The organism is Pacificispira spongiicola, from assembly GCF_012926505.1.
Classification (GTDB): domain Bacteria; phylum Pseudomonadota; class Alphaproteobacteria; order UBA8366; family Aestuariispiraceae; genus Pacificispira; species Pacificispira spongiicola.
Map to the genome: position 1 here is coordinate 739,709 of NZ_JABBNT010000001.1, position 24,461 is coordinate 764,169.

The 24,461-nt window shown below is 61.7% G+C and carries 17 protein-coding genes and 1 other RNA gene; 5 read left to right on the forward strand and 13 right to left on the reverse strand.

The features are described from left to right. Nucleotides 1-116 precede the first annotated feature (116 nt). Nucleotides 117-1,700, forward strand: a complete 1,584-nt coding sequence (locus tag HH303_RS03420; protein WP_169623785.1) for an aromatic amino acid lyase — start codon at nt 117-119, stop codon at nt 1,698-1,700. 83 nt (nt 1,701-1,783) lie between these two features. Here HH303_RS03420 and HH303_RS03425 read toward each other — a convergent pair whose 3' ends face one another. After that, nucleotides 1,784-2,641: an alpha/beta fold hydrolase gene (locus tag HH303_RS03425; RefSeq protein ID WP_169623786.1), complete on the reverse strand. Its 858-nt coding sequence runs from the start codon at nt 2,639-2,641 to the stop codon at nt 1,784-1,786. Nucleotides 2,642-2,742: 101 nt separating this feature from the next. Here HH303_RS03425 and HH303_RS03430 point away from each other — a divergent pair, with 101 nt between their 5' ends. Continuing rightward, nucleotides 2,743-3,660: a LysR family transcriptional regulator gene (locus tag HH303_RS03430; RefSeq protein WP_169623787.1), complete on the forward strand. Its 918-nt coding sequence runs from the start codon at nt 2,743-2,745 to the stop codon at nt 3,658-3,660. Between the two features lie 24 nt (nt 3,661-3,684). On the opposite strand, the gene HH303_RS03435 is transcribed toward HH303_RS03430, so the two are convergent. Together HH303_RS03435 and trxB are read right to left on the reverse strand one after the other, a co-directional pair. Further along, a complete protein-coding gene (locus HH303_RS03435; RefSeq protein WP_169623788.1) occupies nt 3,685-4,152 on the reverse strand; it encodes a bactofilin family protein in 468 nt (155 codons plus the stop codon). A gap of 219 nt (nt 4,153-4,371) precedes the next feature. Then, complete coding sequence (gene trxB / locus HH303_RS03440) at nt 4,372-5,340, reverse strand: thioredoxin-disulfide reductase (protein ID WP_169623789.1); 969 nt, start codon at nt 5,338-5,340, stop codon at nt 4,372-4,374. Between the two features lie 212 nt (nt 5,341-5,552). Here trxB and HH303_RS03445 point away from each other — a divergent pair, with 212 nt between their 5' ends. Beyond that, complete coding sequence (locus HH303_RS03445) at nt 5,553-6,914, forward strand: pentapeptide repeat-containing protein (protein WP_169623790.1); 1,362 nt, start codon at nt 5,553-5,555, stop codon at nt 6,912-6,914. On the opposite strand, the gene HH303_RS03450 is transcribed toward HH303_RS03445, so the two are convergent. From HH303_RS03450 to HH303_RS03460, 3 genes are read right to left on the reverse strand one after another with little or no spacing between them, the layout of a single operon-like run. Further along, nucleotides 6,878-7,411, reverse strand: a complete 534-nt coding sequence (locus HH303_RS03450) for a dihydrofolate reductase (RefSeq protein ID WP_169623791.1) — start codon at nt 7,409-7,411, stop codon at nt 6,878-6,880. The genes HH303_RS03445 and HH303_RS03450 overlap by 37 nt on opposite strands. Next, a complete protein-coding gene (locus tag HH303_RS03455) occupies nt 7,408-7,845 on the reverse strand; it encodes a TfoX/Sxy family protein (RefSeq protein WP_169623792.1) in 438 nt (145 codons plus the stop codon). The genes HH303_RS03450 and HH303_RS03455 overlap by 4 nt, the downstream gene beginning before the upstream one ends. A gap of 4 nt (nt 7,846-7,849) precedes the next feature. Next, entirely contained in the window at nt 7,850-8,644 is a 795-nt protein-coding gene (locus HH303_RS03460; RefSeq protein ID WP_169623793.1) for a thymidylate synthase, read from the reverse strand. 40 nt (nt 8,645-8,684) lie between these two features. On the opposite strand from HH303_RS03460, the gene ssrA reads away from it, so the two are divergent. Further along, nucleotides 8,685-9,061, forward strand: a transfer-messenger RNA (tmRNA) gene (gene ssrA, locus HH303_RS03465). A 21-nt stretch (nt 9,062-9,082) separates the two neighbouring features. On the opposite strand, the gene HH303_RS03470 is transcribed toward ssrA, so the two are convergent. From HH303_RS03470 to pncA, 4 genes are all read right to left on the reverse strand, one after another. After that, nucleotides 9,083-10,324: an MFS transporter gene (locus HH303_RS03470; protein ID WP_169623794.1), complete on the reverse strand. Its 1,242-nt coding sequence runs from the start codon at nt 10,322-10,324 to the stop codon at nt 9,083-9,085. Nucleotides 10,325-10,477: 153 nt separating this feature from the next. Beyond that, the gene (locus tag HH303_RS03475; RefSeq protein ID WP_227421491.1) at nt 10,478-11,692 is read right to left on the reverse strand and encodes an O-succinylhomoserine sulfhydrylase; all 1,215 of its coding nucleotides are present in this window, start codon (nt 11,690-11,692) and stop codon (nt 10,478-10,480) included. Between the two features lie 5 nt (nt 11,693-11,697). Next, nucleotides 11,698-12,165, reverse strand: a complete 468-nt coding sequence (locus tag HH303_RS03480) for a rhodanese-like domain-containing protein (protein ID WP_227421492.1) — start codon at nt 12,163-12,165, stop codon at nt 11,698-11,700. Between the two features lie 71 nt (nt 12,166-12,236). Then, nucleotides 12,237-12,854: a bifunctional nicotinamidase/pyrazinamidase gene (gene pncA / locus HH303_RS03485; protein WP_319637296.1), complete on the reverse strand. Its 618-nt coding sequence runs from the start codon at nt 12,852-12,854 to the stop codon at nt 12,237-12,239. 147 nt (nt 12,855-13,001) lie between these two features. On the opposite strand from pncA, the gene HH303_RS03490 reads away from it, so the two are divergent. After that, on the forward strand, nt 13,002-13,472 hold the full coding sequence (locus HH303_RS03490; protein ID WP_169623796.1) for a DUF1203 domain-containing protein: 471 nt from the start codon (nt 13,002-13,004) through the stop codon (nt 13,470-13,472). A 7-nt stretch (nt 13,473-13,479) separates the two neighbouring features. Here HH303_RS03490 and rsmI read toward each other — a convergent pair whose 3' ends face one another. The 3 genes from rsmI to HH303_RS20230 form a co-directional block, all read right to left on the reverse strand. Then, nucleotides 13,480-14,757 carry a 16S rRNA (cytidine(1402)-2'-O)-methyltransferase gene (gene rsmI, locus HH303_RS03495; RefSeq protein ID WP_169623797.1) on the reverse strand — a complete coding sequence of 426 codons (1,278 nt, stop codon included), beginning with the start codon at nt 14,755-14,757 and terminating at the stop codon, nt 13,480-13,482. After that, a complete protein-coding gene (locus HH303_RS03500) occupies nt 14,754-15,422 on the reverse strand; it encodes a class I SAM-dependent methyltransferase (RefSeq protein WP_169623798.1) in 669 nt (222 codons plus the stop codon). The genes rsmI and HH303_RS03500 overlap by 4 nt, the downstream gene beginning before the upstream one ends. A 122-nt stretch (nt 15,423-15,544) precedes the next feature. Continuing rightward, a complete protein-coding gene (locus tag HH303_RS20230; RefSeq protein WP_169623799.1) occupies nt 15,545-24,142 on the reverse strand; it encodes a FecR domain-containing protein in 8,598 nt (2,865 codons plus the stop codon). Nucleotides 24,143-24,461 lie beyond the last annotated feature (319 nt).

Genomic DNA, 24,461 nt, shown 5'->3' on the forward strand with positions numbered 1-24,461 from the left:
GCTTGAATTCAACGCCCGCATATGTCCAAACAAATAGACGTCGCATTCCGGATGGCGATGGTCTGCAGCAATCCGTCAAATGACCCTCGCCCGGCACCCTTTATCGTGAGAACTTGATGAACAACCCGACAGCCGCCTCCATTTCGCCGCGTTACGTTTCTCCAGCTCCGGCGGCTATTCCCCGTGCAGGAAAACCCGGCGCCCCCGTCGCGCTGTCGGGCAACAACTTCACCTTGGATCAGATTGCCACCATCGCCGTGGACGGGACCGACGCGACGATAGACGAAAGCGCCTGGCCCAGAATTTCGGAAGGGCGCGCCGTCGTGGAAGCGATCGTCGCCGAGGGCCGTCCCGCCTACGGCATTACCACCGGCGTCGGCTCCCAAAAGGAGTCGAGCGTCCAGCAGACCGACCTCGCCACCTTCAATCGACGGCTGCTCGCCGCACATGCGACGCGCGTGCCCGGCCCCACCCTTGACCCGGCGGTCGTCCGCGCCGCGATGGCCGTGCAGCTCAACCTCTTCGCGACCGGCACCAGCGGCGTCCGTCGGGAACTGGTCGAACGCCTGATGAAGCGGCTGAACGAAAATCGCGTGCCCACGGTCGATGCCTCCGGATCGGTGGGCGCATCGGACTTGGTCCCCCTGGCGCAGCTCGGCCTCGGGCTTCTTGAAGATGCACCGGACTCAGTTTTCGAACCGGGCGCCAAGGAGGCCCTCTCGCTGATGAACAGCAATGCCATCTCGCTCGGCATGGGATCGCTGTGCCTCGTTTCGGCGAGGCGCCTGCTGGCGACGCTGGACCTCGCCGCGGCAGTTGCGCTGGAAGGGCTGCGCGGCAATCTGGGCTCCATCGCCGAACCGGTGAACCGCGTCCACGGACGGCGCGGCCAGCATGCGTCATCGTCGCGTCTCAGGAGCCTGCTTCGAGACTCCGCGCTCTGGTATGGGGGAGAGTCGCGCTTCCTGCAGGACCCTCTGTCCTTCCGATGCGTGTCGCAAATTCACGGCGTCGGTCACGAGGTCCTGGCCCGGGCCGAGCAGGTCTGGGAAGTCGAATTGAACGCGCCGACGGACAACCCGCTGATCGATCGGGAGAACGGCGCCGTGATCAGCCATGGCAACATGGATTCGACGGCGCTCACTGCCGCAATCGACCCGCTTCGCCAGATTCTGGCCAAAATCTGCGAACTGTCGGGCGAACGGCTGCACAAGCAACATTGGCCCGCCTTCTCCGGCCTGCCGACGGGGCTCGCCCGCGAGGCCGGAGCGATCGGCGGCGTGCAGTTCCTGAACCTCTCTCATATCGCCGCCTCCCTCATCGCCTCCAGTAAGATCTGGGCGACACCGGTCCTGCTGAACTCGGTCGGGCAGCTTGCCGATGGGGTCGAGGATACCGCCGGTCTCGCGATGCATGCCGTCGCCGATCTGGCCCGCGTGATCGAGGCCGCCTACAAGATCGCCACGATCGAGCTGACGGTCGGAGTCTGGGCCATCCATCGGCGCGATATCGATCCCGGAAAGCTGGGACACGGCGTTCGCCCGGTCTTCGAGGCGCTGCTGCCCCTGTTGCCGATAGACCGCGAAGGGGAGGAGACCTTCTCCCTATCGCCGCTCATCGACTTCGTCGTGAACGGCGACCTCGTAGAAACGGCCTATGATGCCGCCGGGATCGACCCGCGAACCTGGAAAGCGATCTAGCGGGGCCTGTCTGGTATAGACCGTAGTTCCCCAGCTCACGCTGGAACAGAGCCCCCTACCGTCCAGTCCAAATCAGACGGGCACTAATCGCCGAGATGGGCTTTCAGGAATTTCTGGACCTCCGTCGCATAGAGGACCGGGACTTCCTGCATCGGATAGTGTCCGGCATCCGTGACCTGAACGACCGTCAAGTCGGGATACCATTTACCGAAGGTCGCCTGGATCGCCGGCGGATGGAATGCCTCAATATCGTTCGCCCCGATCAAGACCAGGAACGGCGTTCCGATCCCATCGACCTCGCCGCTGAAATCCTCATAGGCGAACATATCTAGATAGGCGAGCCGGGCTTCCTCCGTCGACCAGGTCATCGCACGATCCACCTTGAAGGACGTCCATTCCTCGGACAGTTTCCCGCCGGTCAACGCCTGGATCGCCTGTCCCATTTCTTCCGGTTTCTTGGCCGCTGCCGTGAAGAAGCCGAACGTCCCTTCGTCGACCTGCATGCCGCTGGCATAGACCGGCGTGGTCGCAACGACGCTTTTCACCCTCTCGCCCGCCAGGACGGCCACTTTCTGGACCACCATCCCGGTCATGGAATGACCGATGATGTGGAACCGGTCCCACCCCAGCGCATCCGCAACGGAAATCGCATCCATCGCCGCCTCCGTCGCGGTGAACGCCCCGGTTTTCTTCAGCGACCCGCCATAGCCGCGCAGATCGGCGAAGGCGAATTGGAACGTCTCCCCGTCCAGATACGGTTTGATAGGATCGTAATTTGACCGATCCCCCAACCAATCATGAAGGACGACGACCTTTTCCGCACCGCTGCCGAACAGCTCATAATCGATCGATGCGGTCGGCGTCATGTTCCCGGCGCACCCGGATAAAACAACGGCGCAAAGGCTGATGATACCGGCCATCGCGGTCCTGAAAATCGTCATTGAGAACTCTCCCTGCATTGAACATCGCTTAACACAGGGCAGACTATGGCGCGGCATTTATCTATTCACCAATTCATATTTATCATGCTAACTATTGATATATGAATATCTATCGCATCGACCTGAACCTCTTGAAAGTGTTCCTCGCAATATATGAGGAGCGGCAGATTTCCGCTGCGGCGGATCGTCTGGGACAGACCCAACCCGGCCTAAGTCATGCCCTGAAACGACTTCGCGATTTGGTGGGGGACGAAGTCTTCGTGCGCACTGCGCGTGGGATGGAGCCGACCCGCAAGGCGAACGAGCTCTATAGCAGAATTCGTGAAAGCGTCGGCGCATTGAACGACGCCCTGCAATTCGACGAGGATTTCGACCCGAAAACCGCCGAACGATCCTTTGTCATTGCCGCGAACGACTATGGCGCCGTGGCATTGATACCGCCGCTGATCCGGGTCTTGGAGAAAGACGCGCCCGGCATTCGTATCCGGACCCAACATTTTGAACATGGCACCCAGTATGAGTCACTGCGTCGAGGCGACGTCGATCTGTCCATCACGATTCCGCAGGACATCCCGGGATGGGCTACCGTTCAGACATTGTTCGAGGAAACGGCGGTCGGCCTCGCCTGTCCGGAAAGCCGTCTTCTGAAGGAGGGCGTCACGTTGAGACGGTTCGTCGCCGCCCGACATGTCATCATGGCCCCGTCAGGAATGAGCACCTGGCTGGACGATTTTCTGAAGGCGCGTGGGCTAGAGCGGAATATTGCGCATACCGTGCCGCATTTCCTGGCCATGCCCGCCGCTATTTCCGGAACGGACTATGTGGCGACGATGCCTCAGCGGCTGGCCGCCCCGCTGGCGAAGGCTTATGGATTGTCGGTATTCGCGCTGCCGGCCGACGTTCCCAGCCACCCCATCGTGCAAGTCTGGAACAGTCAATGGTCCAACGACAAGGCGCATAAATGGCTGCGAACGACGTTAAGCGATACCGTTCGAACGCAGGATGCCGCCATTGCGTGAACGGTCTTTTCGGATATCCGGGCCTTAGCCCACTTTGGACGACGGGCCGAGAGTGACGACATCGGCGCCATCCCGATCCTCATCATCCGCGTCGGTGGATGTCTCGTCGTCTTCGTCCTGAACCGCCGCCGAAATCGTCACACCCGCGGAGACCGGCGGGTCTTTCGGGGCCTCGATCTTTTGGAGTTCTTCGGACCGGCTGTAATGGCCTTCGATCCGGGCACCCGCGGCGACTTCGACCACTTCGTGGCGGACATCACCAATGACAACGGCGGTTTCGTTCAGGTGAACCGACTTGGCGTCGATATCGCCTTCTATCCGACCGTCGATGAAGGCTTCCTGCGCGCTGATTTTCCCGATCAAACTGCCCAACTTGCCGATCGTCACGGCGCGGCAGCGTAGATTTCCTTCCAGCTTCCCATCAAGAAGGAGGTCGATATCCCCGTCGATATCCCCTGTAACCGTCATGCCTTCTGCGATGTGAGATCTCAAGACAATCTTCCTCTCCGTCGACGGTGTCGGCTCAGAACGCTTCTTACCCCCGAACATTTTGTGTCCCCCTCCAGACCTGACGCCAGATGTAGATTCTCCTAACCCTCTAATAAATATACTAGTTTACCGCTCACACCGGTTCAACAGGCCATATGTGAATATTCTCGGACGACACCCGTTTTCCGAGTCGGACCCCATCGAATTTTAGAAGAGATGGGCTTACTCGGCGGCGACCGACGCGTCGCCGTCTTCCAGTTCCGCCAGATACTTTTCGACTTCCAGCGCGGCCATGCAGCCCATGCCCGCCGCCGTCACGGCCTGACGGAAAATCTTGTCCTTCACGTCGCCTGCCGCGAAAACGCCGGGGACGTTGGTCGCCGTCGAATCCGGTGCGGTCAGGACATAGCCTTCTTCGTCCATATCGACATGGCCCTTGAAGACCTTGGTTGCCGGATCGTGACCGATGGCGACAAAGATTCCATCGACGGGCAGTTCCGACACGGCGTCCGTCTTCACATTGCGCAGCTTCAGCGCCGTGACGCCCGCCGGCTGTTCGCCCAGAATTTCGTCGACGACCGTGTCCCAGATGATCTCCACCTTCGGGTGCTTCATCAGACGATCCTGCAGGATGCGTTCGGACCGCAGACTGTCCCGGCGATGGATCAGGGTCACCTTGCTGGCATGGTTCGTCAGATACAGGGCTTCTTCCACCGCCGTATTGCCGCCGCCGACGACCGCGACTTCCTTGCCCCGGAAGAAGAACCCGTCGCAGGTCGCGCAGGCCGACACGCCGAAGCCCATGAAGGTCTGTTCGCTTTCCAGGCCCAGCCAGCGCGCCTGCGCCCCGGTCGCGATCACGATCGTATCGGCCAGATAGACATCCCCACCGTCACCGACGGCCTTCAGCGGTCGGCTGGTGAAATCGACATCCGTGATCAGGTCGTAGCGAATATCCGTACCGACCTTTTCCGCCTGCTTTTGCATTTGTTCGACAAGCCAGGGCCCCTGCACCGCGTCCTCGAAACCCGGATAGTTTTCGACATCGGTGGTGATCGTCAGTTGGCCGCCCGGCTGCAGCCCCGCCACCAGCATCGGCGACAGATTGGCGCGCGCCGCATAGATCGCCGCCGTATACCCGGCGGGTCCTGCCCCGATGATCAGGAGTTTCACGCGATGTTGCTGCGGCATGGCGGTACCTTCATTCCATTCGAGAACGCCCGAAACGGGCAAGACTGTGCCCAAAGATAGTCACCGAAACGGCATCCGCAACCGCGATATCCGGAATCCAGCGTGGCAAAATGCCCGAGACACACTAAACTCCCTCGCATCGGAGGGGCCGCGATAACAATGGCCGGCGCGACAAACGGAATTTCCGGCACGCGCCCAGAGGTGGAGCGGGAGTGACGAGTTCCAAATTCCAACGACTTACGCTCGATCGGAACGCCCTGCCCGAAATCCTGCGCGCGCATCAGGCCTACCTGAAGCGGTCGAAGGGCGGACGAAGGGCGAGTTTCAAACTTGCCGATCTATCCTATTACGATTTGAGCGGATACGACCTATCCGGCGCGGATTTCAGCGGCGCGTCCCTGAAAGGCGCGCGGATGAGCGAATCGGTCCTGGCCGATGCCTTGCTGTTCGCCTGCGACATGACGGAGGCGGATCTGTCGCGCGGCAACCTGCAACGCGCGGATTTGCGCGGTGCGCGTCTGGTAAATGCCAACCTGGAAGATTGCGACCTGACGGGTGCGGATTTCCGCAGCGGCCTTTTATACGTGCCTGACGACAACGGGAACACGGTTCTGTTGAGCGACCAGGTCAATGGGGCAGCTGATCTGACCGACGCCATTATGACGAAGGCGGAGATGACCAATGCCCGCATGGTCGGCACCAAGGTCGAACGCACGAACCTGAAGGACGCGACCCTGCGTCACGCCAACCTGACACGCACGGACCTTTCCGGCGCCAATCTGGCCGGGGCGATCCTGGAAGGCGCGGACCTGACCGACGCCAATCTGGAAAACGCGGATTTGCACGGCGCCATCCTTACCCGCGCGCAGATGAGCGGCACCCGTTTAAAAGGCGCCAACCTGACCTGCGCCATCCTTGACCTGGTGGACCTGTCGGATGTCGATCTGACGCAAGTGTCCGTCGCCACCAAGATCGACCAGATCGGTCGGGCTTTCGGGGAAATCCTGACCGACCACAAACGCTGGCTGGAAAGCAGCGGCAAGGCGGGCAATCAGGCCGACTTGTCGAATGTCGACCTCAGCAATCTGGATCTGCGCGGTGTGAACCTATCCGCCGCGAACCTGTCTCGTGCCATCCTGCGCAATACGAAACTGTCCCATGCCCGGTTGATCATGGCGGACCTCAGCGGCGCGGACCTGCGCGGGGCGGACCTGCACAGTGCCAATCTGCGCGGCATCCGCCTGGACCGCGCGGATCTGAGCGAGACAGAAATGACCGGGGTACGGTTGGATTCGGTACCCCTGACCGGATCGTTGGAGGACCATTGGTCGTCGTCCCTGCGCAAGGCGCGGGTCAAGGACGCGAAACTGACCGGCGCGGATCTGTCGCGGGCGGATATGGAAGGGATAGATTTAAGCGGTTCCGACCTGCGCGACAGCAATCTGCGCTGGACCAAGATGAAGAACGCGACCGTGATTCAAACGGATTTCCGGGGCGCGGATTACAAGAATTCGACGTTGGAAACCTGGCTGGAAGATCACGGCTTCGGGCGGGTCAAAAGCAAGAAGGAATAATCCGGGCCGGTATCGTCCGCCCGACGCGGGCCGGGTTCCCGCCATTCCTCCCGCCATGCCGATCGATCGAAATCCGGGAAGAAGGTATCCGCCACTGGCTCGGCATCCACTTCCGTCAGATAGAGACGGTCAGCCTTCTCCAGCGCCTGACGGTAGATATCCGCGCCGCCGATGACCGACACCTCGTCCACTCCGGCGGCACGCGCCAAGTCTTCACCCCGTTTCAGGGCTGCATCCAGGCTGTCAAACACCTCCGCCCCAGCCGCCGTATAGCCCTCTGCCCGGGTCACGACGAGATTGGGCCGCCCCGGCAGCGGCTTGCGCGGGAGGGATTCCCAGGTCTTGCGCCCCATGACGACGGGCTTTCCCAATGTCACTCGTTTGAAGAAGGCCAGGTCGCCCGGCAGCCGCCAAGGCAGGCCGCCTTCAATCCCGATCGCGCCGTTCGACGCGACGGCAACGACAAGAGCCAGGGAGATGGAATCGGTATTCGTCATGTCGTCTTTGCTTTCCCAGCTGCGACTTTCCTGGTGGCGGCTTTCCTGGCGGCGGCTTTCTTGGCGGCACCCTTTTTTCGGGCTGCCTTTCGGGCCTTCTCTGCAGCGCTGCGGCGTCCGGCTTCCAAGCTGATGCGGGCCCATTCCAGCATTGCGTCGTCGTCGTCCAAGGCGGAATCGGGACAGCGGCGGAAGGAATTCACTGTGATTTCCCGGTCGCCGCGCGAATAGCGAAACGGCTCGCACCCTTCGGCGTCGAAGGCTGCCTGATTGCCGTCATCGCATTTGAAGTAGAAGCCCGCCCCCAGCACGACCGCCACGACGGCATCGTCGACATACAGACAGACGCCGCTGAACATGCGTTTTCGCGTGACCGGCCCCAGCGGTGCGAAGCGTTCCGCCAGCCAGTCGACAAATTCGCTGCTGACCGCCATCGGCTTAGACCGCGACGGGGGCGGAGATATGCGGATGCGGGTCGTAGCCGGACAATTCGAAATCTTCGAAGCGGAAGGCGAAGATATCCGTCACGTCGGGATTGAGTGTCATCGTCGGCAGCGGACGCGGGGCGCGGGACAACTGCAAATCCGCCTGTTCCAGGTGGTTCAGATACAGATGCGTATCGCCGAAGGTATGCACGAAATCGCCGGGTTTCAGACCCGTCGCCTGCGCCACCATCAGGGTCAGCAGGGCATAGGAGGCGATGTTGAACGGCACGCCCAGGAAGGTATCCGCGCTGCGCTGATACAGCTGGCAGCTCAGCTTCCCGTCCGCGACATAGAACTGGAACAGGCAGTGGCAGGGCGGCAGCGCCATATCGTCGATATCCGCCGGGTTCCAGGCGCTCAACATATGGCGTCGGCTGTCGGGGTTGCGCTTCAATCCGTCCATGAGTTGCGCCATCTGGTCGATGGTGCGGCCGTCCGGCGCGGCCCAGGACCGCCATTGCTTGCCGTAAACCGGCCCCAGATCGCCGTGTTCGTCCGCCCATTCGTCCCAGATGGAAACGCCGTTTTCCTTCAGATAGGCGATATTCGTATCGCCCTTCAGGAACCACAGCAGTTCATGGATGATGGACCGCAGATGCAGCTTCTTCGTCGTGACCAAGGGAAACCCTTCCGACAGGTCGAAACGCATTTGGCGGCCGAAGACGGACAAGGTGCCCGTCCCGGTTCGGTCGGTCTTCTTTACGCCGGTTTCCCGGACATCGCGCAGCAGGTCGAGGTATTGCTTCATGGCAACGTCCATTTAGAGAGATTCTGCCGGTCGATGAAAACCCCTTTCATCGCGTCGCCGTAGTTCCTATATATATTCCGTCGAGCAATCGACTATGACGCTAGAGAGCGCTGCGGAATAAGCGTTGTGGACCCGGGGGCAGTACCCGGCGCCTCCACCAATTCGCCGGGATCGGAACCGACCATCTTCCAGATCCCGGCCTCATGGGGGCGAACCAGGATCGACACGCGTAGTAAAGGCAGATGTTCGCGTTCGGCATGGTACCGCCGATATCGGGCCAAATCGCTAAATGCGAACGATAACGACGAGATGGTTGCTGTCGCTGCGTAAGCAGTCTCGGTAACGAAGTCGGAATTCCTAGGGGACTCATCCTCTCCTAGGTGGGGCTTGGGGGACCCAGCAACAGAACCCCCCACTTCTCTTTCCCAAATTTCGATGTTACGCGGCGGCTTCGCGATTGCGACGGCGTCCGCCGATCAGCAGCCAGAACGCAATCGCCATGTTCAGCAAGTTCCAGGCGATCCCGTTCAAGAAGGCCGCCTGATAGCTGCCGGTCAGGTCATAGATTTCGCCGGACATCCACCCGCCCAGCGCCATGCCGACGACGGTCGCCATCAGGACCTGTCCGATGCGATTGCCGGCTTCCCGCGCCGGGAAGAAATCCCGCACGATCAGGGCATAGCTGGGCACGATCCCGCCTTGGGACAGGCCGAACAGGGCGGAAACGAGGTAGAGCGACATCAACCCGTCGAAGGGCAGATAGAACAACAGCGCCAGGCATTGCAGACCCGATCCCAGGATCAGCGTCCCCAGACCGGTGATCTTGTCGGCCAGCACCCCGGATAGGAGGCGGCTGACCACGCCCAGTATCAGCATGAGCGACAGCATTTCCGCCCCTGCCGCCGGGCCGTAGCCCAAATCGCCGCAATAGGCGACCAGATGAACCTGCGGCATGGACATGGCGACGCAGCAGGCAATCCCCGCCACCATCAGCACGGCCTGCAACACAGCGGGAGAGGCAGGCGCTTCCCGGCGAACGCCGCCTTTGGATACCGGTACCTCGCTTTGGTCGATTTCCGCCCGACGCCGCAGCAGAAGGGCCAACGGGATCATCGTCACGACGCAGAATACGCCGGTCCAGAACAGGGCTTCCCGCCAGCCATAAGCCGCAATGGCGCGTTCCAATACAGGCGACCAGAATACCCCGGCGAGGTAGTTGCCGCTGGCCGCGATGGCAACGGCCAAACCGCGCCGCTTCAAGAACCAGTGCGACACGTCGGCAACAAGCGGACCGAAAGTGCTGGAACTGCCCAAGGCGCCGACAAAGACGCCCTGAAAGATCAGAAACGTCCAAAGGGAGTCCGAATAAGACGCGGCGATATAACCGACGCAGAGCGACAGGGCGCCCAGGATCAACGGGATTGCGATGCCGAATCGGTCGACCAGACGCCCCATGATGATCCCGCCGAAGGCGAAGCCCAGCATGGTCACCGTATAGGGTAGCGACGCATCGCCCCGGTCGATGGCGAATTCGGCCTCGATCGCGGGCAGGACGACCACGGTCGACCATAGACCGACGCCACCGATCGTGCTCAACACCACACAGATGGCGAGCCGCGTCCACGCATAAGGCCCGTCAACGGGCGACTCGCCGAACGGCGGCGCTACTGTCGTCGTCATATCCCACGTCCGTTTAAAAAGACCGGGCGGTCTGTCGCCGCCCCCGAATTACGCCTAGCGGAAAGCGCGATCCCCGTCTATGGCGATGGCATGCGCAACCGGCCCGTCACAGCACTTGTGACGGGCGCGCAGCGTTTCTTGAAGATGTTGCGATCAGGCGAGTGCCTGTTCCAGATCCTCGATCAGGTCGTCCACGTCTTCCAGACCGACCGACATGCGGATGGTTCCGTCCGTGATCCCCAGATGCGCCTTTTCATGCGCCGTCAGCTTCTGATGCGTCGTTGTCGCCGGATGCGTCACCAGCGTCTTCGAGTCGCCGAGATTGTTGGAGATATCGCAAAGCTGCAGCCGGTTCAGGACAGCGAAGGCCCGCGCCTTGCCGCCGTCGACGGTGAAGGTCACCAACGTCCCGAAGCCGGACATCTGACGTTTCGCCAGATCGTGCTGCGGGTGGCTTTCCAAGCCCGGATAACGCACGCCGGTCACGCTTTCCCGCGTTTCCAAATGTCGGGCGATGCGATCCGCGTTGGCGCACATGCGTTCCACCCGAAGCGGCAGAGTCTCCAGACCTTTCAGCAGCGTCCAGGCATTGAACGGGCTCAAGGACGGGCCGGTATGGCGGTAGAAGGGTTCGAACGTGTCCTTGATGAACTTTTCGGTCCCCAGAACCGCGCCGCCCATGACGCGCCCCTGCCCGTCTATATGCTTCGTCGCCGAATAGGTGACGACATCGGCCCCCAATTCCAGCGGTCGCTGCAACATCGGCGTGGCGAACACATTGTCGACGACGACCGTGGCCCCCGCGCCATGCGCCAGGGCGGATACGACCTCGATATCCACGAGGTCGAGCATCGGGTTGGACGGCGTTTCCAGAAAGACGACATCCGCCGGAGTCTTCAATGCCGCCGCCCATTGGTCGAGATCGTGACCGTCGACGAAGGTCGTGGTGACACCGAATTTCGGCAGGATTTCGTTCAAGATCATATAACAGGAACTGAACAATGCGCGCGGCGCGACGACCCGTTTCCCCTGCCCCAGCAGGCATGCCAGCGCCGAATACATCGCGGCCATGCCGCTGCTGGTGCCGCGGCAGGCTTCCGCCCCTTCCAACAAAGCCAGGCGTTCCTCGAACATGCCGACGGTCGGGTTGGCGTAGCGCGAATACATGAAGTTGTCGGTTTCGCCCTTGAAGGAGGCTTCCGCCTGTTCCGCGCTGTCATAGATATATCCGGACGTCAGGAAGAGACCTTCGCTGGTTTCCCGGAAGCGGGAGCGTTCCAAACCACCGCGCACCAATTCAGTCTGCGGCCGATACCGACGCCCGATTGAACCACCGTCCATAGTCGACTTGTCCTTGTTTTTAGACATAAACGTTAGCCTTGGGCCCAGGGCAGGCCCGCAACCTTCCATCCACCGGTCTTGCCGCGATGACCGTCCGCATCCTTATTGCCTTCAAATCCGTCGAGGATGTTGTAGCAGCGGCTGAACCCGGCCTGGGTCAGCGCCGCCGCCGCCCCCATGCTGCGCTGGCCCGATCGGCACAGGAACAGGATTGCTGGATCCGTGCCGTCCGGAATGGCGGATTTCACCTGCGCGACGAAATCGCCGTTGGGCGCGCCGCCGGGAAATTTGATCCATTCGACAAGGATCGCTTCCTTACCCAGCCCATCCAGAACCGGGACGCCGACGAACTGCCATTCCGCCGCCGTGCGCACGTCAACCAGCAGCGCATCCGTTTCCTTTTCCAGGATTTCCCATGCTTCGGAGGGGGTTACATCCCCGGTATAGCCGCCGCCCATCGTCCATGCCCTCTCGCCGTTCTTCGGAACAGACGGGGTCATAGAAAACGCGTCCCGTCCTGCGGAAAGCGGTTTATCAGCATTTCACACTAAAGAAAAGGGAAATGTACGATTCAGAGATCGGTACTTTGACGGAAATGGACACCTTCCGCCTGCATTTCCGCCATGGCCGTCGCCAGCGACCCATCCAGATCGATGGCCCGACAGCCGTCTTCCACCAAGGTCACGTCGAAGCCGAGACGCGCCCCGTCGACGGCGGAAAACCGCACGCAGAAATCCGTCGCCAGTCCTGCAAGAACCATCTTGGTCACACCGCGTGTGCGCAGATATCCCTCCAACCCGGTCGGCGTGGTGTGGTCGTTTTCGAAAAACGCGGAATAGGAATCGATCCGGCTGCGATACCCCTTGCGGATGATCAAATCCGCGGCGTCCACCAGCAAGTCCTTGTGAAAATCCGCCCCGGCCGTTCCCTGGACACAATGGTCCGGCCAAAGGACCTGCGGACCGTAGGAAGCATCGATCAACGAAAACGGCGCCGCGCCGTCGGTGTTGGATGCGAAGGAAAAATGATCCGCTGGATGCCAATCCTGGGTAACGACCCGAACCGGATAGCGCGGCATGAGACGGTTGACGACCGGAACGACCTGATCGCCGTCGGCAACGGCCAGCGCACCGCCGGGACAGAAATCGTTCTGGACGTCGATGGCAATAAAGGCTGTGTCCTGGGTCACGATCTTTTCCTCAACGCCTGAAAACCACGGAATTCGTGGTAACGCGAATTCGGATCCCATTCAAGGGACGCCGTTCCGCAAGAAGCGGGTGTCGGCATGGAACGGACCTCGGCTAAATCCAGACATCACCAATTCAAGGATATCCCGATGACCTTTAAATTCGTTGCCATGGATACCGATACGGCCCGCCATTATCAGCGCGGCGGCACTGATGCCTATGGACACAAGCCGGAACACCAATCCTCCGACGGGGTCGGCAATCCCTGCCGCCATTGTCTCCAGAACATCCCGGAAGGCGCGGATATGCTCGTTCTCGCCCACCGGCCGTTCCCCGGTACGCAGCCCTATGCCGAAACCGGGCCGATCTTCCTGTGCGGCGCGGAATGCGACCGGCACCCGGTCAGCGAGGAACTGCCTGACCTGTTTCGCGATTACGAAGACATCCTGATTCGCGGCTACGATGCGAATGACCGTATCCGGTACGGCACGGGCGAGGTCGTTAGTATCGCGGCACTGCCGACAGCCTTGGCGGCACGCTTTGAGAATCCGGACGTCGCCTATGTCCATATGCGGTCGTCCCGGAACAACTGCTTCCAGTGTCGGGTCGAGCGGGCATAATGCGCGATCAGGAGTCTTCCAGGCGTTTCTTGATGGCGAGGACATGGTTGAAGCCGTCCCGGCGGCTTTGACCCGTCGCCTTGGCATAGGCATCGCCCAACGGCTTGGTCGGTAGACCGGCGGCGACCAGACTTTCCAGAAAGTCCCCCAGGTCGCCGTCGACCGCCGCCGCCGACCCGCCGTCCTGTTCAACGGGCACCGCCCCACCGATGACCAGCACCAATTCCCCGTTCACCGCTTCCCCGGATTCGATTTCCGACAGGAGTTCCGCCGCCGTGCCGGTCAGGACCTTTTCCCCGAATTTTGTCAGGTTGCGGCACAGCGCCATGTCGCGGTCGGGCAGGACTTCCGCCGCTTCCGCCAACGCCTTTTCGATCCGGTGCGGTGCCTCGAAGCACAGGACGGTATAGGGAACGGCCTTCAATTCCTCAAACCGCTGGCGGCGCAGGGTCGGCTTGCGCGGCAGGAAGCCGAGGAACCGGAAATCGTCGCTGGGTAGTCCGGACAGGGCCAGGGCCGTCGTCACCGCATCCGGTCCCGGCACCGCCGTGACCGTCAGACCTTCCCGACGGGCGGCGCGGACCAGATGGAAACCGGGATCGGACACCAGCGGCATCCCCGCTTCCGTCACCAGGGCCAACCGTTGCCCCTTGCGCAGGCGGTCGATCATTTCCGGGGTGCGTTCGCGTTCGTTGTGATCGTGATAGGCGGTCGTCGAGGCCTCCACCCCGAAACCGGACAATAGCGTTCTCGCCGTCCGCGTATCCTCGCACAAGACGAGATCGACGCTTTGCAGGACCGACAGGGCGCGCGGCGACAGGTCGTCCAGATTGCCGATCGGCGTGCCGACCAGATACAGGATGCCGTCCTCTCCCTCTACCGCCGCGCCCTCGGATTCGGAAATCGTGACGTCCAGTTCCGCACCCTGCTTTTGCAGTGCATCGATCAACTCCCGGCTTAACTGAGTCGATCCCTTATCCACGCCGACGCAGAAAGTACGCGGTTCCGGTGTCGGCATGCGGCGGAAGATCAACGGCGCCCCCGCCGCGAATTTCGGATTGATCCTGGCCGTCGCCCTGTCTTCGAATTCCCCGCAGCGCAGGACGATATCGACGGCCCCGCGCAAGGACAGCAGCGCCGCCTCGTCATATGCCGCCTCCACCCCGATGATGCAGGTTCCGGCACCGGTAATCGACGGATCGCGTGTCAGTTCGAAGGTTTTCGCATGACTGGCCCGGATATTGGGATGGCCCTTGCAATGGATGGTAACCGACCGTTTCGTCATGGGGTTCCGTTCTCTTGGGCCACAGCCTCGATGATCAATGTCGTGCGCGCCGATCCGCGCACCAGATGACGGCCCCAGGCACTGCGGATCGGCGGGTCGCCGTGAATGACCTCCCGCCGGGTGATCCGAAATCCGGCAGCGGCATAGACGCCTTCCAAGTCCGGGTTGTCCGCCGGATCGACGATATCGCCCATGCCCAACCGGTCCAGATACTCCCTGTCCTCGAAAACCGAATAGTTCAATAGAACCGACAGTTCCGCCCCGTCCTTACAGAGGGCCCGCAGCGACCGCAAATGGTCCAGCGCCGGTTCGGAAACGATGCGCATCAGAGACCCCCAGGGATACTGAACGGTCAGCGTGTCGGCCAATCCCGCGAAGGGACCGGGCAATCGTTCCGCCGCGGCCCGCACGAACAGGGCATTCGGCAACCCGCCCTTCTTGACGGACGCCCCGGCACTGCGGGCCGATTTTGCCATGTTTTCGGCGACCGCATCGATTCCAATGCACAGCCTGTCCGGGACTTCCCGTGCCGCGTCCAGAATGAACTTACCCTGACCGGTCCCGACATCAATCAGGACCGCCGCGGCATCGGCGGCGCGCCGTGCCACGGCCTGCATGTCGACAGGCGCCAGCTTTTTTCCCAATACCTGGTCGAATGCCGACAACGCGCCCAAACCTTTCCAAAAACCGAATACTGAAACGCGCGGCAGTCTACTGCGCCGGCCGGGCAAGAAAAACCCCGCCGGACGATCCCGGCGGGGTCTTTGCTGCAACATTATGATCGGGTTTAGACGTCGACCGTCGGATCCTTGTCTTCGATCACCAGTTTGAAGTCGACGCCATCCACGCTGATCGTGTGTTCGCCGACCCCGTAATCCGTGTCGCCGACCTTCACCGTGTCGTCGCCGTCTTTCAGGATCTTCAACTCGTCCCGGTCGTCCGTCATTTGGATCAGATCGTCGACGGACAGCGACATGTCGACCGGACCGTCGACGCCCGTGACGTCGAGGATTTCGATATTCGACGCCGCATTCGCCAACGACGACCCGGTCAGATTGCTGAGGCCGCCATCGCCGCCGGTCAGCTTCAACGTGTCGTTGCCGCTGCCGCCGTCGACACCGGCACGCAGGGATTCCAGCGCCTCCGCCCCGTCGAGGTCATTCGCCTCGTAGGCTTCGCGGATCGCCTGATCCAGCATGCCGTAGCCTTCGTGATCCTCGGCAAGACCGGCGGTCTGGATGTCGTCGATGTCGTAATGCATCTCGTCATCGCCGGACCCGCCGACCAGATAATCCTTGGACCCGCCAGACACCAGAACGTCGTTGCCGTCGCCACCCGCCAGCAGGTTGCCGCTGCCGTTGCCGACCAGGATATCGTCCCCGCCGCCACCCAGGACGTTTTCCGCGTCCTGCCAGATGGATTTCGTCAGGTTGATTTCCATATTGTCGCTGGTCCCGGCTGCCCCGACGACCCAGTCGGTGCCTTCGCCCATATCGATCTGACTGAACCGCTGCCCCAGATCGGCATCCTGAAGACCACGCATTGCGCCGTCGTCGTCGATCTGCCAACCGTCCAGCATGGTGACGGACCCGTCTTCGGACGTGGATAGGGCAACCGTCGTATCGCCCCAATCCAGCACCATGTAGCCGTAGTTGCCGTCCCAATAATCGTTGTGGCAGTTGTCGTCCCAGTCGTTGTCGTCCGGCTCGTCCAACTCCCAGCCATGGCTGGTGGCGTACATTTCCGTATCGCCGTATTCCAAGCGGCTGACGGCAACGTTGGAATCGCTGGTGACGCCGCGAATTTCAATCGCGCTTTCCGAACCGATGGGCAGGGTCACATCCGGGATCGTCACCTGCTGCCAGAAGCTGCTGTGGTGATGACCGCCCTGCGGTGCGGAGAAGGTACCGATCGACGTCCCGTTTACCAGAACCTCGAACTGGCCGCTGCCGCCGCTCCAATATTTGGAAACGGTAAGGACCAGGTCGTTCGTGGTGGTTTCCGAAACATTCGAAACCTCGGACACCGTCGCGCCGGAATTGCTTGCCTCCGTGACAAAGACCGCGCTGTCCCGCGCGCCGTCGGACGTATCCTGCAAGACCGGCCCGTCCGGCAGTTCGACCGACACCGTCACATCGGACAGATCGGAGACATTGCCATCAACATCCGTAACCGATACCTGCAACACCCGGTCGCCCGCTTCCGCGACGCTGTCCGTGCTGGAGAGCTTGACCGATTCCAAAGCCGTTTCGTAGCTGGCGATGGAGGCATTGCCGCTCAACGTCAGGACGAAGCCCGCGGCGGTCGTCGTGGCACTGACTGTCAGGCCCAGGCTTTGCAGCAGATCCGTGTTGATCGACAGTTGGTCGCCGTCCTGATAGCCGCTGGCAATCGTGACGGTTGCCTGGGTCATGACAGACCCGTCGACATCGTCGATCTCGACATCGTCCAGGACGGCTGCCCCATCGACAAGAGCGGCGGACTGTACGTCGACCGCATCGTCCAGGGACAGTTCCGGCGTATATTCCGCCGCCTCGCCATCGACCGTGACGTCGATGGTTTCGAAGCTGGTGAAGGTAATGCCCAGGCTTGCGATTTCGTAAGTCCCCGACGGATCGGCACTGGACGCCGTCTTCGCCGCGGCGATTTCGGCCAGCACCGCATTGAGGTCGGCCTGATCGCCGCTCAACTGGATCAGTAGGGTATCGTTGTTGCCGCCGCCATCGAGGTTCAGCTCCCGGCCTTCCTCTTCAGGGGCGATCGTCACGGTGATCCGGTCATCGCCCTGGCCGCCGTCGACCGTGTCGGAACCGCCGTCGGCATAAATCCGATCATTGCCCTGACCGCCGAACATCGTATCGTCGCCCGCGCCGCCGGTGATCGTGTCGTCCCCCTGGCCGCCGTCGATCCAGTCGTTGCCGTCGCCGCCGTTCAGGACATCCTGACCGCTGCCGCCCAGGATCGTATCGTCGCCGCCCAAACCGGACAGGGTGTCGTCACCGTGCCCGCCATCCATCACGTCGTCGTAGTCGGTGCCTTCGGCAATATCCGTCGCATTGGTTCCGGTGAAGGTAATGCCTTCTTCCGGGTCGGGCATGATCGCTTCCAGCGGCACCGGTTCGCCGTTGATATCGACGATGTTCAGAGCTTCGATCCCACTGACCGTCAGGTTCAGGGCCGGGAATTCGCGGGACATGGTCGCCGCATCGCCGGATGAAACGAAGTCCACCAGATCCTGCAGCGCCGCCTTGGTAACGCCTTCCAGCAAATCCCAATCGGTCACCGTCAGCTTCAGCGTCAACGTATCGGTCCCGGCCCCGCCATCCACGACATCGCCGCCGGCATCCGTCAGGACATTCAGGACGTTGTCGACAACCGTGCCGTCCATGGTGACTTGCAGGCTGTCGTTGCCGCTACCGCCGTTCAACGTGTCGGCACCCGTGCCGCCGATCAACGTATCCGCACCGGCACCACCGTCGAGGATATCGTCGCCCGCACCGCCATCCAGGACGTCGTTGGAGCCCAGGCCCGACCCGTCATCGACGGACACGGAAATGATACCCGTGGTCGTCGCGGAATCGCTGCCGCCGTCGGCATCGAAATCCGTGACATTGGCCGTCACCTGAAGATCGAAATCGCCGACGCCCGGCGGCACGACCAGTTCGACTTCATCCAGCGCATCGGATGCCAGCGTCACCGCACCGCCCGTGGCCAGCAATTCGCCGCCCTGATAAATCTGCACGCCATCCGGCAGGCCGGAAATCGTCACGGTCAGCAATTCCGACCCGTCCAGATCGCCCAGCGTCGCTTGGATATCCAGGGACACCGTCGCATCCAGATTGTCGCCGTCGCCGATCAGGTGGTCGTTGCCGTCGCCGCCGATCAGCGTATCGCTGCCCGCGCCGCCGATCATCGTATCGTCACCGTTCGTGCCGGTTTCGGTCGTGGATTCCGCGCGGCCCAGGACGACTTCCGCATCGCCGAGGGTGAGCGTGAAGTCGTCGACCACCGCCCGCACCGTAACGTCCAGGCTCTGTGCCGTCGTCACGCTTTCGCCGCCCTGCGACGTGGTGACCGAAACGCCCAATGCGAAGTCGACGGAAGACCCGGCCGGCGGGGTGACCATAAGGCCGTCCAACTGATCCAGGGTCAGAACCGCCGGATCGGTGGTGAAGGTATCGCCCGCCGCATTCGTCAGGACCGCGCCTTCTGGCAGGCCGGTGATGGACACGCTGGTATCCTGGTTCGGATCGATATTGCCGATGGCGATATCCAGCGCAATATCCTGATCCTCGTTGCCGGTCGCTTCGCTCAACACCGAAATGGTCGGGACATCGACATCCGCGCCGATCGTGACCGACAGGTTCTTTTGCACCAGCGCATGGTCGCCGCCATTGGCTTCCGTCGCGATCGCGGTCACCGTCAGCGCCACCGCACCGACATAGTTCAGCGGCGAGACCAGGGACAGGGTGTTAACGGAAGACGCCGGGATGGTCGCCGGGCTGCCACTATAGCTGTTGCCCGCCTCGTCGGTCAGGGTGAAGCCGTCCGGCAGGCCGGAAATCCGAACCGTCAACGTTTCCGACCCATCCGTATCGGTCAGGTGGGCATCGATGTTCAGGTCGATCGGCTGATCTTCCAGGCCGGATACGGCGGATACCGTCAGGCTGGGTGTATCGGCGACCGCATCGACCGTGACGGTCATCGTCGCGGAGGTGACGGCGGACTGCGCGCCATCCGTGCCGGTCGCGACGATGGTCAGATCGAAATTCGCGTCCGAATTCGCGGGCGGTTTCACCGTCAGGCCGACCAGTTGGTCCGGCGTCAGCGAAATTTCGCTGCCGGTGAAGGTCTCGCCCGCCGCATTCGTCAGTTCAGCACCGTCGGGCAGACCGGAAATCGTCACGCCCACCGTGTCGCCTTCACTGCCCGCGACGGCACCGATGGTCAGCGCAATGTCGCCGTCCTCGTCCCCCGTGGCGTTCATCACGCTCAAGACCGGAGCCAATGCGACATCGGTGAAGGTCAGGCTGATATCCTGCGTCACCGTATTGGTGTCGCCGTTTTCTTCCGTTGCGGTCGCCGTGATCGTCAGCGGCACCACACCTTCGAAACCGGCCACCGGGACCAGCGTCAGCGACGACAGGGACGCGACCGGGATTTGTGCCGGGCTGCCTTCGTATTCGCCACCCTCGGCATCCGTCAGCTTGAAGCCCTGCGGCAAACCGGCAATTTCGACAGTCAGGGTTTCCGACCCGTCGGTATCGGTCAGTTCCGCATCGATGGACAGCGCCAGATCGACGCCGCCTTCCGACACCAGATCGGATGCGGTGATTTCCGGGGCGTCGGCAATACCGGTCACATCGACCGACAGTTCCTGTTCGACGGAACTGATGCTGTCGCCGTCGATGGACGTCGCGACGACCGTCAGGGTCATCGTGCCCGCATAGTTGGCGGGCGGCAGAACCTTCAATCCGTCCAACGCACTCAACGGCACATCGGTCGGATCGACGAGGTTGTCGTCCGCGTCATAGAAAATCGTGCCGGAAACAAAGCCTTGGATGGCAACGGTCAAGGTTTCGGATCCGTCCGCATCACCTTGGCCGACCGAAATCGACAGCGGAATCGCGGCACCGTCTTCGACACCCAGCGCATCGCTGACTGTCACGACCGCTTCATCCGCGACGGCGCCAATGTCGACCGTCAGGGTTTGCGTATCGGTGGTCGTGGACTCGCCGTCCGTGCTCGTCACCGTCACGGTCAGATCGAAGCTACCAGCATAATCCGCCGCGGGTTGAACCTTCAGACCGTCCAAATCCTCCAGCGCAAGGTTGTCCGGATCCAGTTCGTTCCCGGCGCTGTCCAGCAACGTCGCGCCCTCCGGCAGACCGTCGATGGAAATCGCGGTTGTTTCGGAGTCATCGATCTTCGTAACATCGATGGACAGGGCAATGGTTCCGTCTTCCACGCCGGACACATTCGCCGCGCCGATTTCGGCACCATCCGCCACCCCGGCGACGTCGACCGTCAGGGTTTGGGAATCCGTTACCGTCTCGTTTCCGTCCGTGGTCGTCGCCGTCACCGTCAGATCGAAACTGCCTGAATAGTTCGGGCCCGGCAGGACCTGAATCCCATCCAGATCGGCGAGCGTCAGATTACCCGCGTCCAGTTCGTTCCCCGACCCGTCCAACAGCGTCGCACCGTCCGGCAGGCCGTCGATGGAAATCGTCAGATCCTGACCTTCGTCCAGTTGCGTCACGTCGATCGACAGCGGGATAGCCTGATCTTCCAGGCCCGTCGCATCGGACACCGCCACTTCCGCGCCGTCGGCAACGGCGGTCACATCGACCGTCAGCGTCTGCGTGTCCGTGGTCGTCGCGTCGCCATCCGCGGTCGTAACACTCACGGTCAAATCGAAACTGCCGGAATAGTTCAGTCCCGGGCGGACCTTGATGCCATCCAGATCGGCAACCGACAGGTTGGACGCATCCAACTCGTTCCCGGCACTGTCCAGCAGCACCGCGTCTTCCGGCAGGCCGCTGATGGAAATTGTCAGGTCTTCGGACTCGTCCAGCTGAGTCACATCAATGGAAAGCGCGATCTCTCCATCTTCCAGACCTGTCGCATCCGATACGGTGAGGTCGGCACCATCCGCAATGGCGGCCACATCGACCGTCAGCGTCTGCGTATCGGTACTCGTCGCATCCCCGTCCGTGGTCGTCACGGTCACGGTCAAATCGAAGCTACCGGAATAGTTCGGCCCCGGACGGACCCTGATCCCGTCCAGGTCGGCAAGGGTCAGGTTGGAGGAGTCCAGTTCGTTCCCGGCACTGTCCAGCAGCACCGCATCTTCCGGCAGGCCGCCGATGGAAATCGTTACGTCTTCCGACTCGTCCAACTGGGTCACATCGATGGACAGCGGGATTGTGCCGTCTTCCAGGCCCGACGCATCCGTCAGTGTGACATCCGCGCCGTCGGCAACAGCCGCGACAACAACCTCGGTTTCGGGGGCCTCGCCACCGCCGGAAGTGCCCAGCAGTTCGTTCTCCACCGATACAGACGCCGTGACCGACAAAGTGCCGGAATAGTTTTCGGGTAGGGTCACGGTCAGGTTGGCAAGGTCTTCTTCCGTCACCTGACCTTCGCCATCACCGATTTCCAGTGTGATCACGGATCCACCGTCATAGGTCGCGCCATTCGGCAGCGTCAGCACGGCGCCTTCCGGGATACCGTCCAGAGTGACGGTCAGGGACGACAGAAACGGGCTGTCCGCGTCGCCGTCCAGGCTGACATTCAAGTTGACGGGTTCGTCCTCAACCGCCTCGCCCCAGGTGACGGACGGCAGGATCGCATCCAGATCGGGGAATGCACCGTCGAATTCGACACTTTCAACACCGGAGATTTCGAGACCCAGCGCGGTGAAAGTCTGCGTGCCTTGCGGATTTTCTTCGATGAACGCCTTAAGGGCGAATAGATCCTGCACGAATGCCGGATCGGCGGCCATGTCCGCATCGAAAGTCACGATGACAGTGTCATTGCCCTCTCCGCCGCGCACAATGTCCACGGTGCGGTTGATCGCCGCCAGGGCTTCGTCGGACGCGGCTTCAATCTCGTCAGCCGTTAATTCGACGGGTTCAACCTCGCCGCCGGTCAACGAGACGGTGATCGTATCGTCACCGGCACCGCCGTCCAACAGATCATTGCCGGTTCCGCCGTCGAGCGTATCGTTCCCGGCCCCGCCGTAGATGTCGTCGTTCCGGTTGCTGCCGGTCAGCGTGTCGTCGCCGCCTTCGCCTTCGATGACCAAGCGCTTGCCGACGTTTTCGCCGGTCACGACGTCATCACCTTCGCCCGCATGGATATAAACGGTGCTTTGCGCGATGTCGGTATTCGACAGATCGCCGATCGTCACCTGATCCGGGCTGGCCCCAAGGTCGAGCGACAGTTCTTCGACACCGTTCATATTGAACGTGGAGGAACCGTCGGTCGCTTCACCGGTAATCGACACCGTGGTGCCGCTTTGCGTCACGCCCCAGGACGTGCCGCCGACGCTGTCGGGGACCGAAATCGTGAAATGATCGCTGAGACCGGACCCGCCTTGAATGTTGACGGAGAGACCAGACGAATAGGTATAGGGATCGGACCGGCCGCTGATGGAGAGATTCGTAATCGGACCCGATGTATCGGGACCGGTCGTGTTTCCGAGATCGTTACCGTTGTTGGAGTTCAGCAACTCCGCCAAACCGCTGGAACCGTCAGCCTGATCGTCGGCCAGACTGCCGGAGGTCAACCCGCCGCCCTGCAGGACGCCGCTCAACAGGCGCAGGAACAGGGCGCTTTCCGTGAAGCCGCCCAGGACGCCCGCCGGACCGCCCGCGGCGGTTTCCAGGTCGTCCAGTTCCTCGGCTAGTTTTTCGAGGTCTTCGGCGCCGAGGTCGCTTTCGTCTATCCCGTCATTGCCCCCGCCGTCGTCATCCTCGCGCAGTTGCGGCGTGTTCGGATGATAGTCGATGGCATCGCCATAGGTCCGGGTCTGCGTGTCCGGGTCCATGATGAAGACCTGACCCGGCGGCGTGTTGAACGAGGAGACCAGCGTCGACTGACCGATGGAGTTCAGCAGGACCTCGCCCGCCGCGTTCGACACGGACACGGCCCCTTCGAACAGGGTGACCGACGCGTCACCGCGCTCCTGATCGACATTGACAGCATATTTCGTGCCGCGAATCCCGATCGTGGCGACAGGCGTGCGGACCTGGACGTCTTCGGGATTGTTGTGGCCGATCTGACCGGATGCGAACACGAACGCGCCTTGCACGATGTCGAAAAGCTGCGACCCGGAACCGGCATTCGCGTCATAGACCATCTCGTCGATGGAAATACGCGCCTCGCCGCCCATGGACATGGTCGAATTGTCGGCAAAGACGATGCCGACCGCGCCACCGGCGCCTGTTACCAGAACATCGCCTTCATAAATCGGATCGCCCGCGCCCAGTTCGACTTCGACACCGCCGCGCAGCGCGACGACATCGCCCTTCATCTGGTCGACATGGCCGGCAGGATCGCCCAAGGCGTCGCTGGTACCGGCCTGCGCCACCTGAAGGTCCGGCACCATCGGCCCGGCGAGTTGAGACACGAGGTCGCCATTCATCACGGCGCCCGCTTCGGTCTGCAACGCAGGCGGCGCGGAGGTGGGGTCGGCGAAGTAATCGACGACGACGACGGAATCACCGGTCGGCAGTGTGATCTGAAGATCGGGGCCGAGGCGTGCATAGTCGCCGAGCAGCAAGTCATCGCCACCCGGCACGACGGTCGGCCCCATCGCGTTCAGTTCGACAAAAGTTTCACCGCTGCCGCTCTCGGCCTGCAAAGCGCTTAGAATATCCATCGCACGACTTCCTTATCCCGGTCGATGCCGTCACAGGCACTCCCGGTCTTCGCGCCCCTAGCCCGATGCGTGTCTTCTGACCGCCACGGTTCCCAATTTGCACGAGGTCCGTTCCTGCCGTCGGTTTCCGTTTCGCGGTGACCTGCGTCACGCTGTCGCGAACTTCTCCGATAAGGCGTTTCGCGTCATGACGACGCAACGGTAACGGGCTGCTCTTGCGACACCAATTATCGCGGAGAAACAGGATTTTTGGCAAGATCACCGCAATAATGCGATTAATCTTTTATCAAATTTTGCAGAAAATTTTATTTTAATTTAA

Excerpts from the sequence above, each read along its gene's own strand:
- HH303_RS03420 (WP_169623785.1), top strand. The coding sequence starts at position 117 with ATGAACAACCCGACAGCCGCCTCCATTTCGCCGCGTTACGTTTCTCCA.
- HH303_RS03425 (WP_169623786.1), bottom strand. The coding sequence starts at position 2,641 with ATGACGATTTTCAGGACCGCGATGGCCGGTATCATCAGCCTTTGCGCC.
- HH303_RS03430 (WP_169623787.1), top strand. The coding sequence starts at position 2,743 with ATGAATATCTATCGCATCGACCTGAACCTCTTGAAAGTGTTCCTCGCA.
- trxB (WP_169623789.1), bottom strand. The coding sequence starts at position 5,340 with ATGCCGCAGCAACATCGCGTGAAACTCCTGATCATCGGGGCAGGACCC.
- HH303_RS03450 (WP_169623791.1), bottom strand. The coding sequence starts at position 7,411 with ATGACGAATACCGATTCCATCTCCCTGGCTCTTGTCGTTGCCGTCGCG.
- HH303_RS03455 (WP_169623792.1), bottom strand. The coding sequence starts at position 7,845 with ATGGCGGTCAGCAGCGAATTTGTCGACTGGCTGGCGGAACGCTTCGCA.
- HH303_RS03460 (WP_169623793.1), bottom strand. The coding sequence starts at position 8,644 with ATGAAGCAATACCTCGACCTGCTGCGCGATGTCCGGGAAACCGGCGTA.
- HH303_RS03470 (WP_169623794.1), bottom strand. The coding sequence starts at position 10,324 with ATGACGACGACAGTAGCGCCGCCGTTCGGCGAGTCGCCCGTTGACGGG.
- HH303_RS03475 (WP_227421491.1), bottom strand. The coding sequence starts at position 11,692 with ATGTCTAAAAACAAGGACAAGTCGACTATGGACGGTGGTTCAATCGGG.
- HH303_RS03480 (WP_227421492.1), bottom strand. The coding sequence starts at position 12,165 with ATGACCCCGTCTGTTCCGAAGAACGGCGAGAGGGCATGGACGATGGGC.
- HH303_RS03490 (WP_169623796.1), top strand. The coding sequence starts at position 13,002 with ATGACCTTTAAATTCGTTGCCATGGATACCGATACGGCCCGCCATTAT.
- rsmI (WP_169623797.1), bottom strand. The coding sequence starts at position 14,757 with ATGACGAAACGGTCGGTTACCATCCATTGCAAGGGCCATCCCAATATC.
- HH303_RS20230 (WP_169623799.1), bottom strand. The coding sequence starts at position 24,142 with ATGGATATTCTAAGCGCTTTGCAGGCCGAGAGCGGCAGCGGTGAAACT.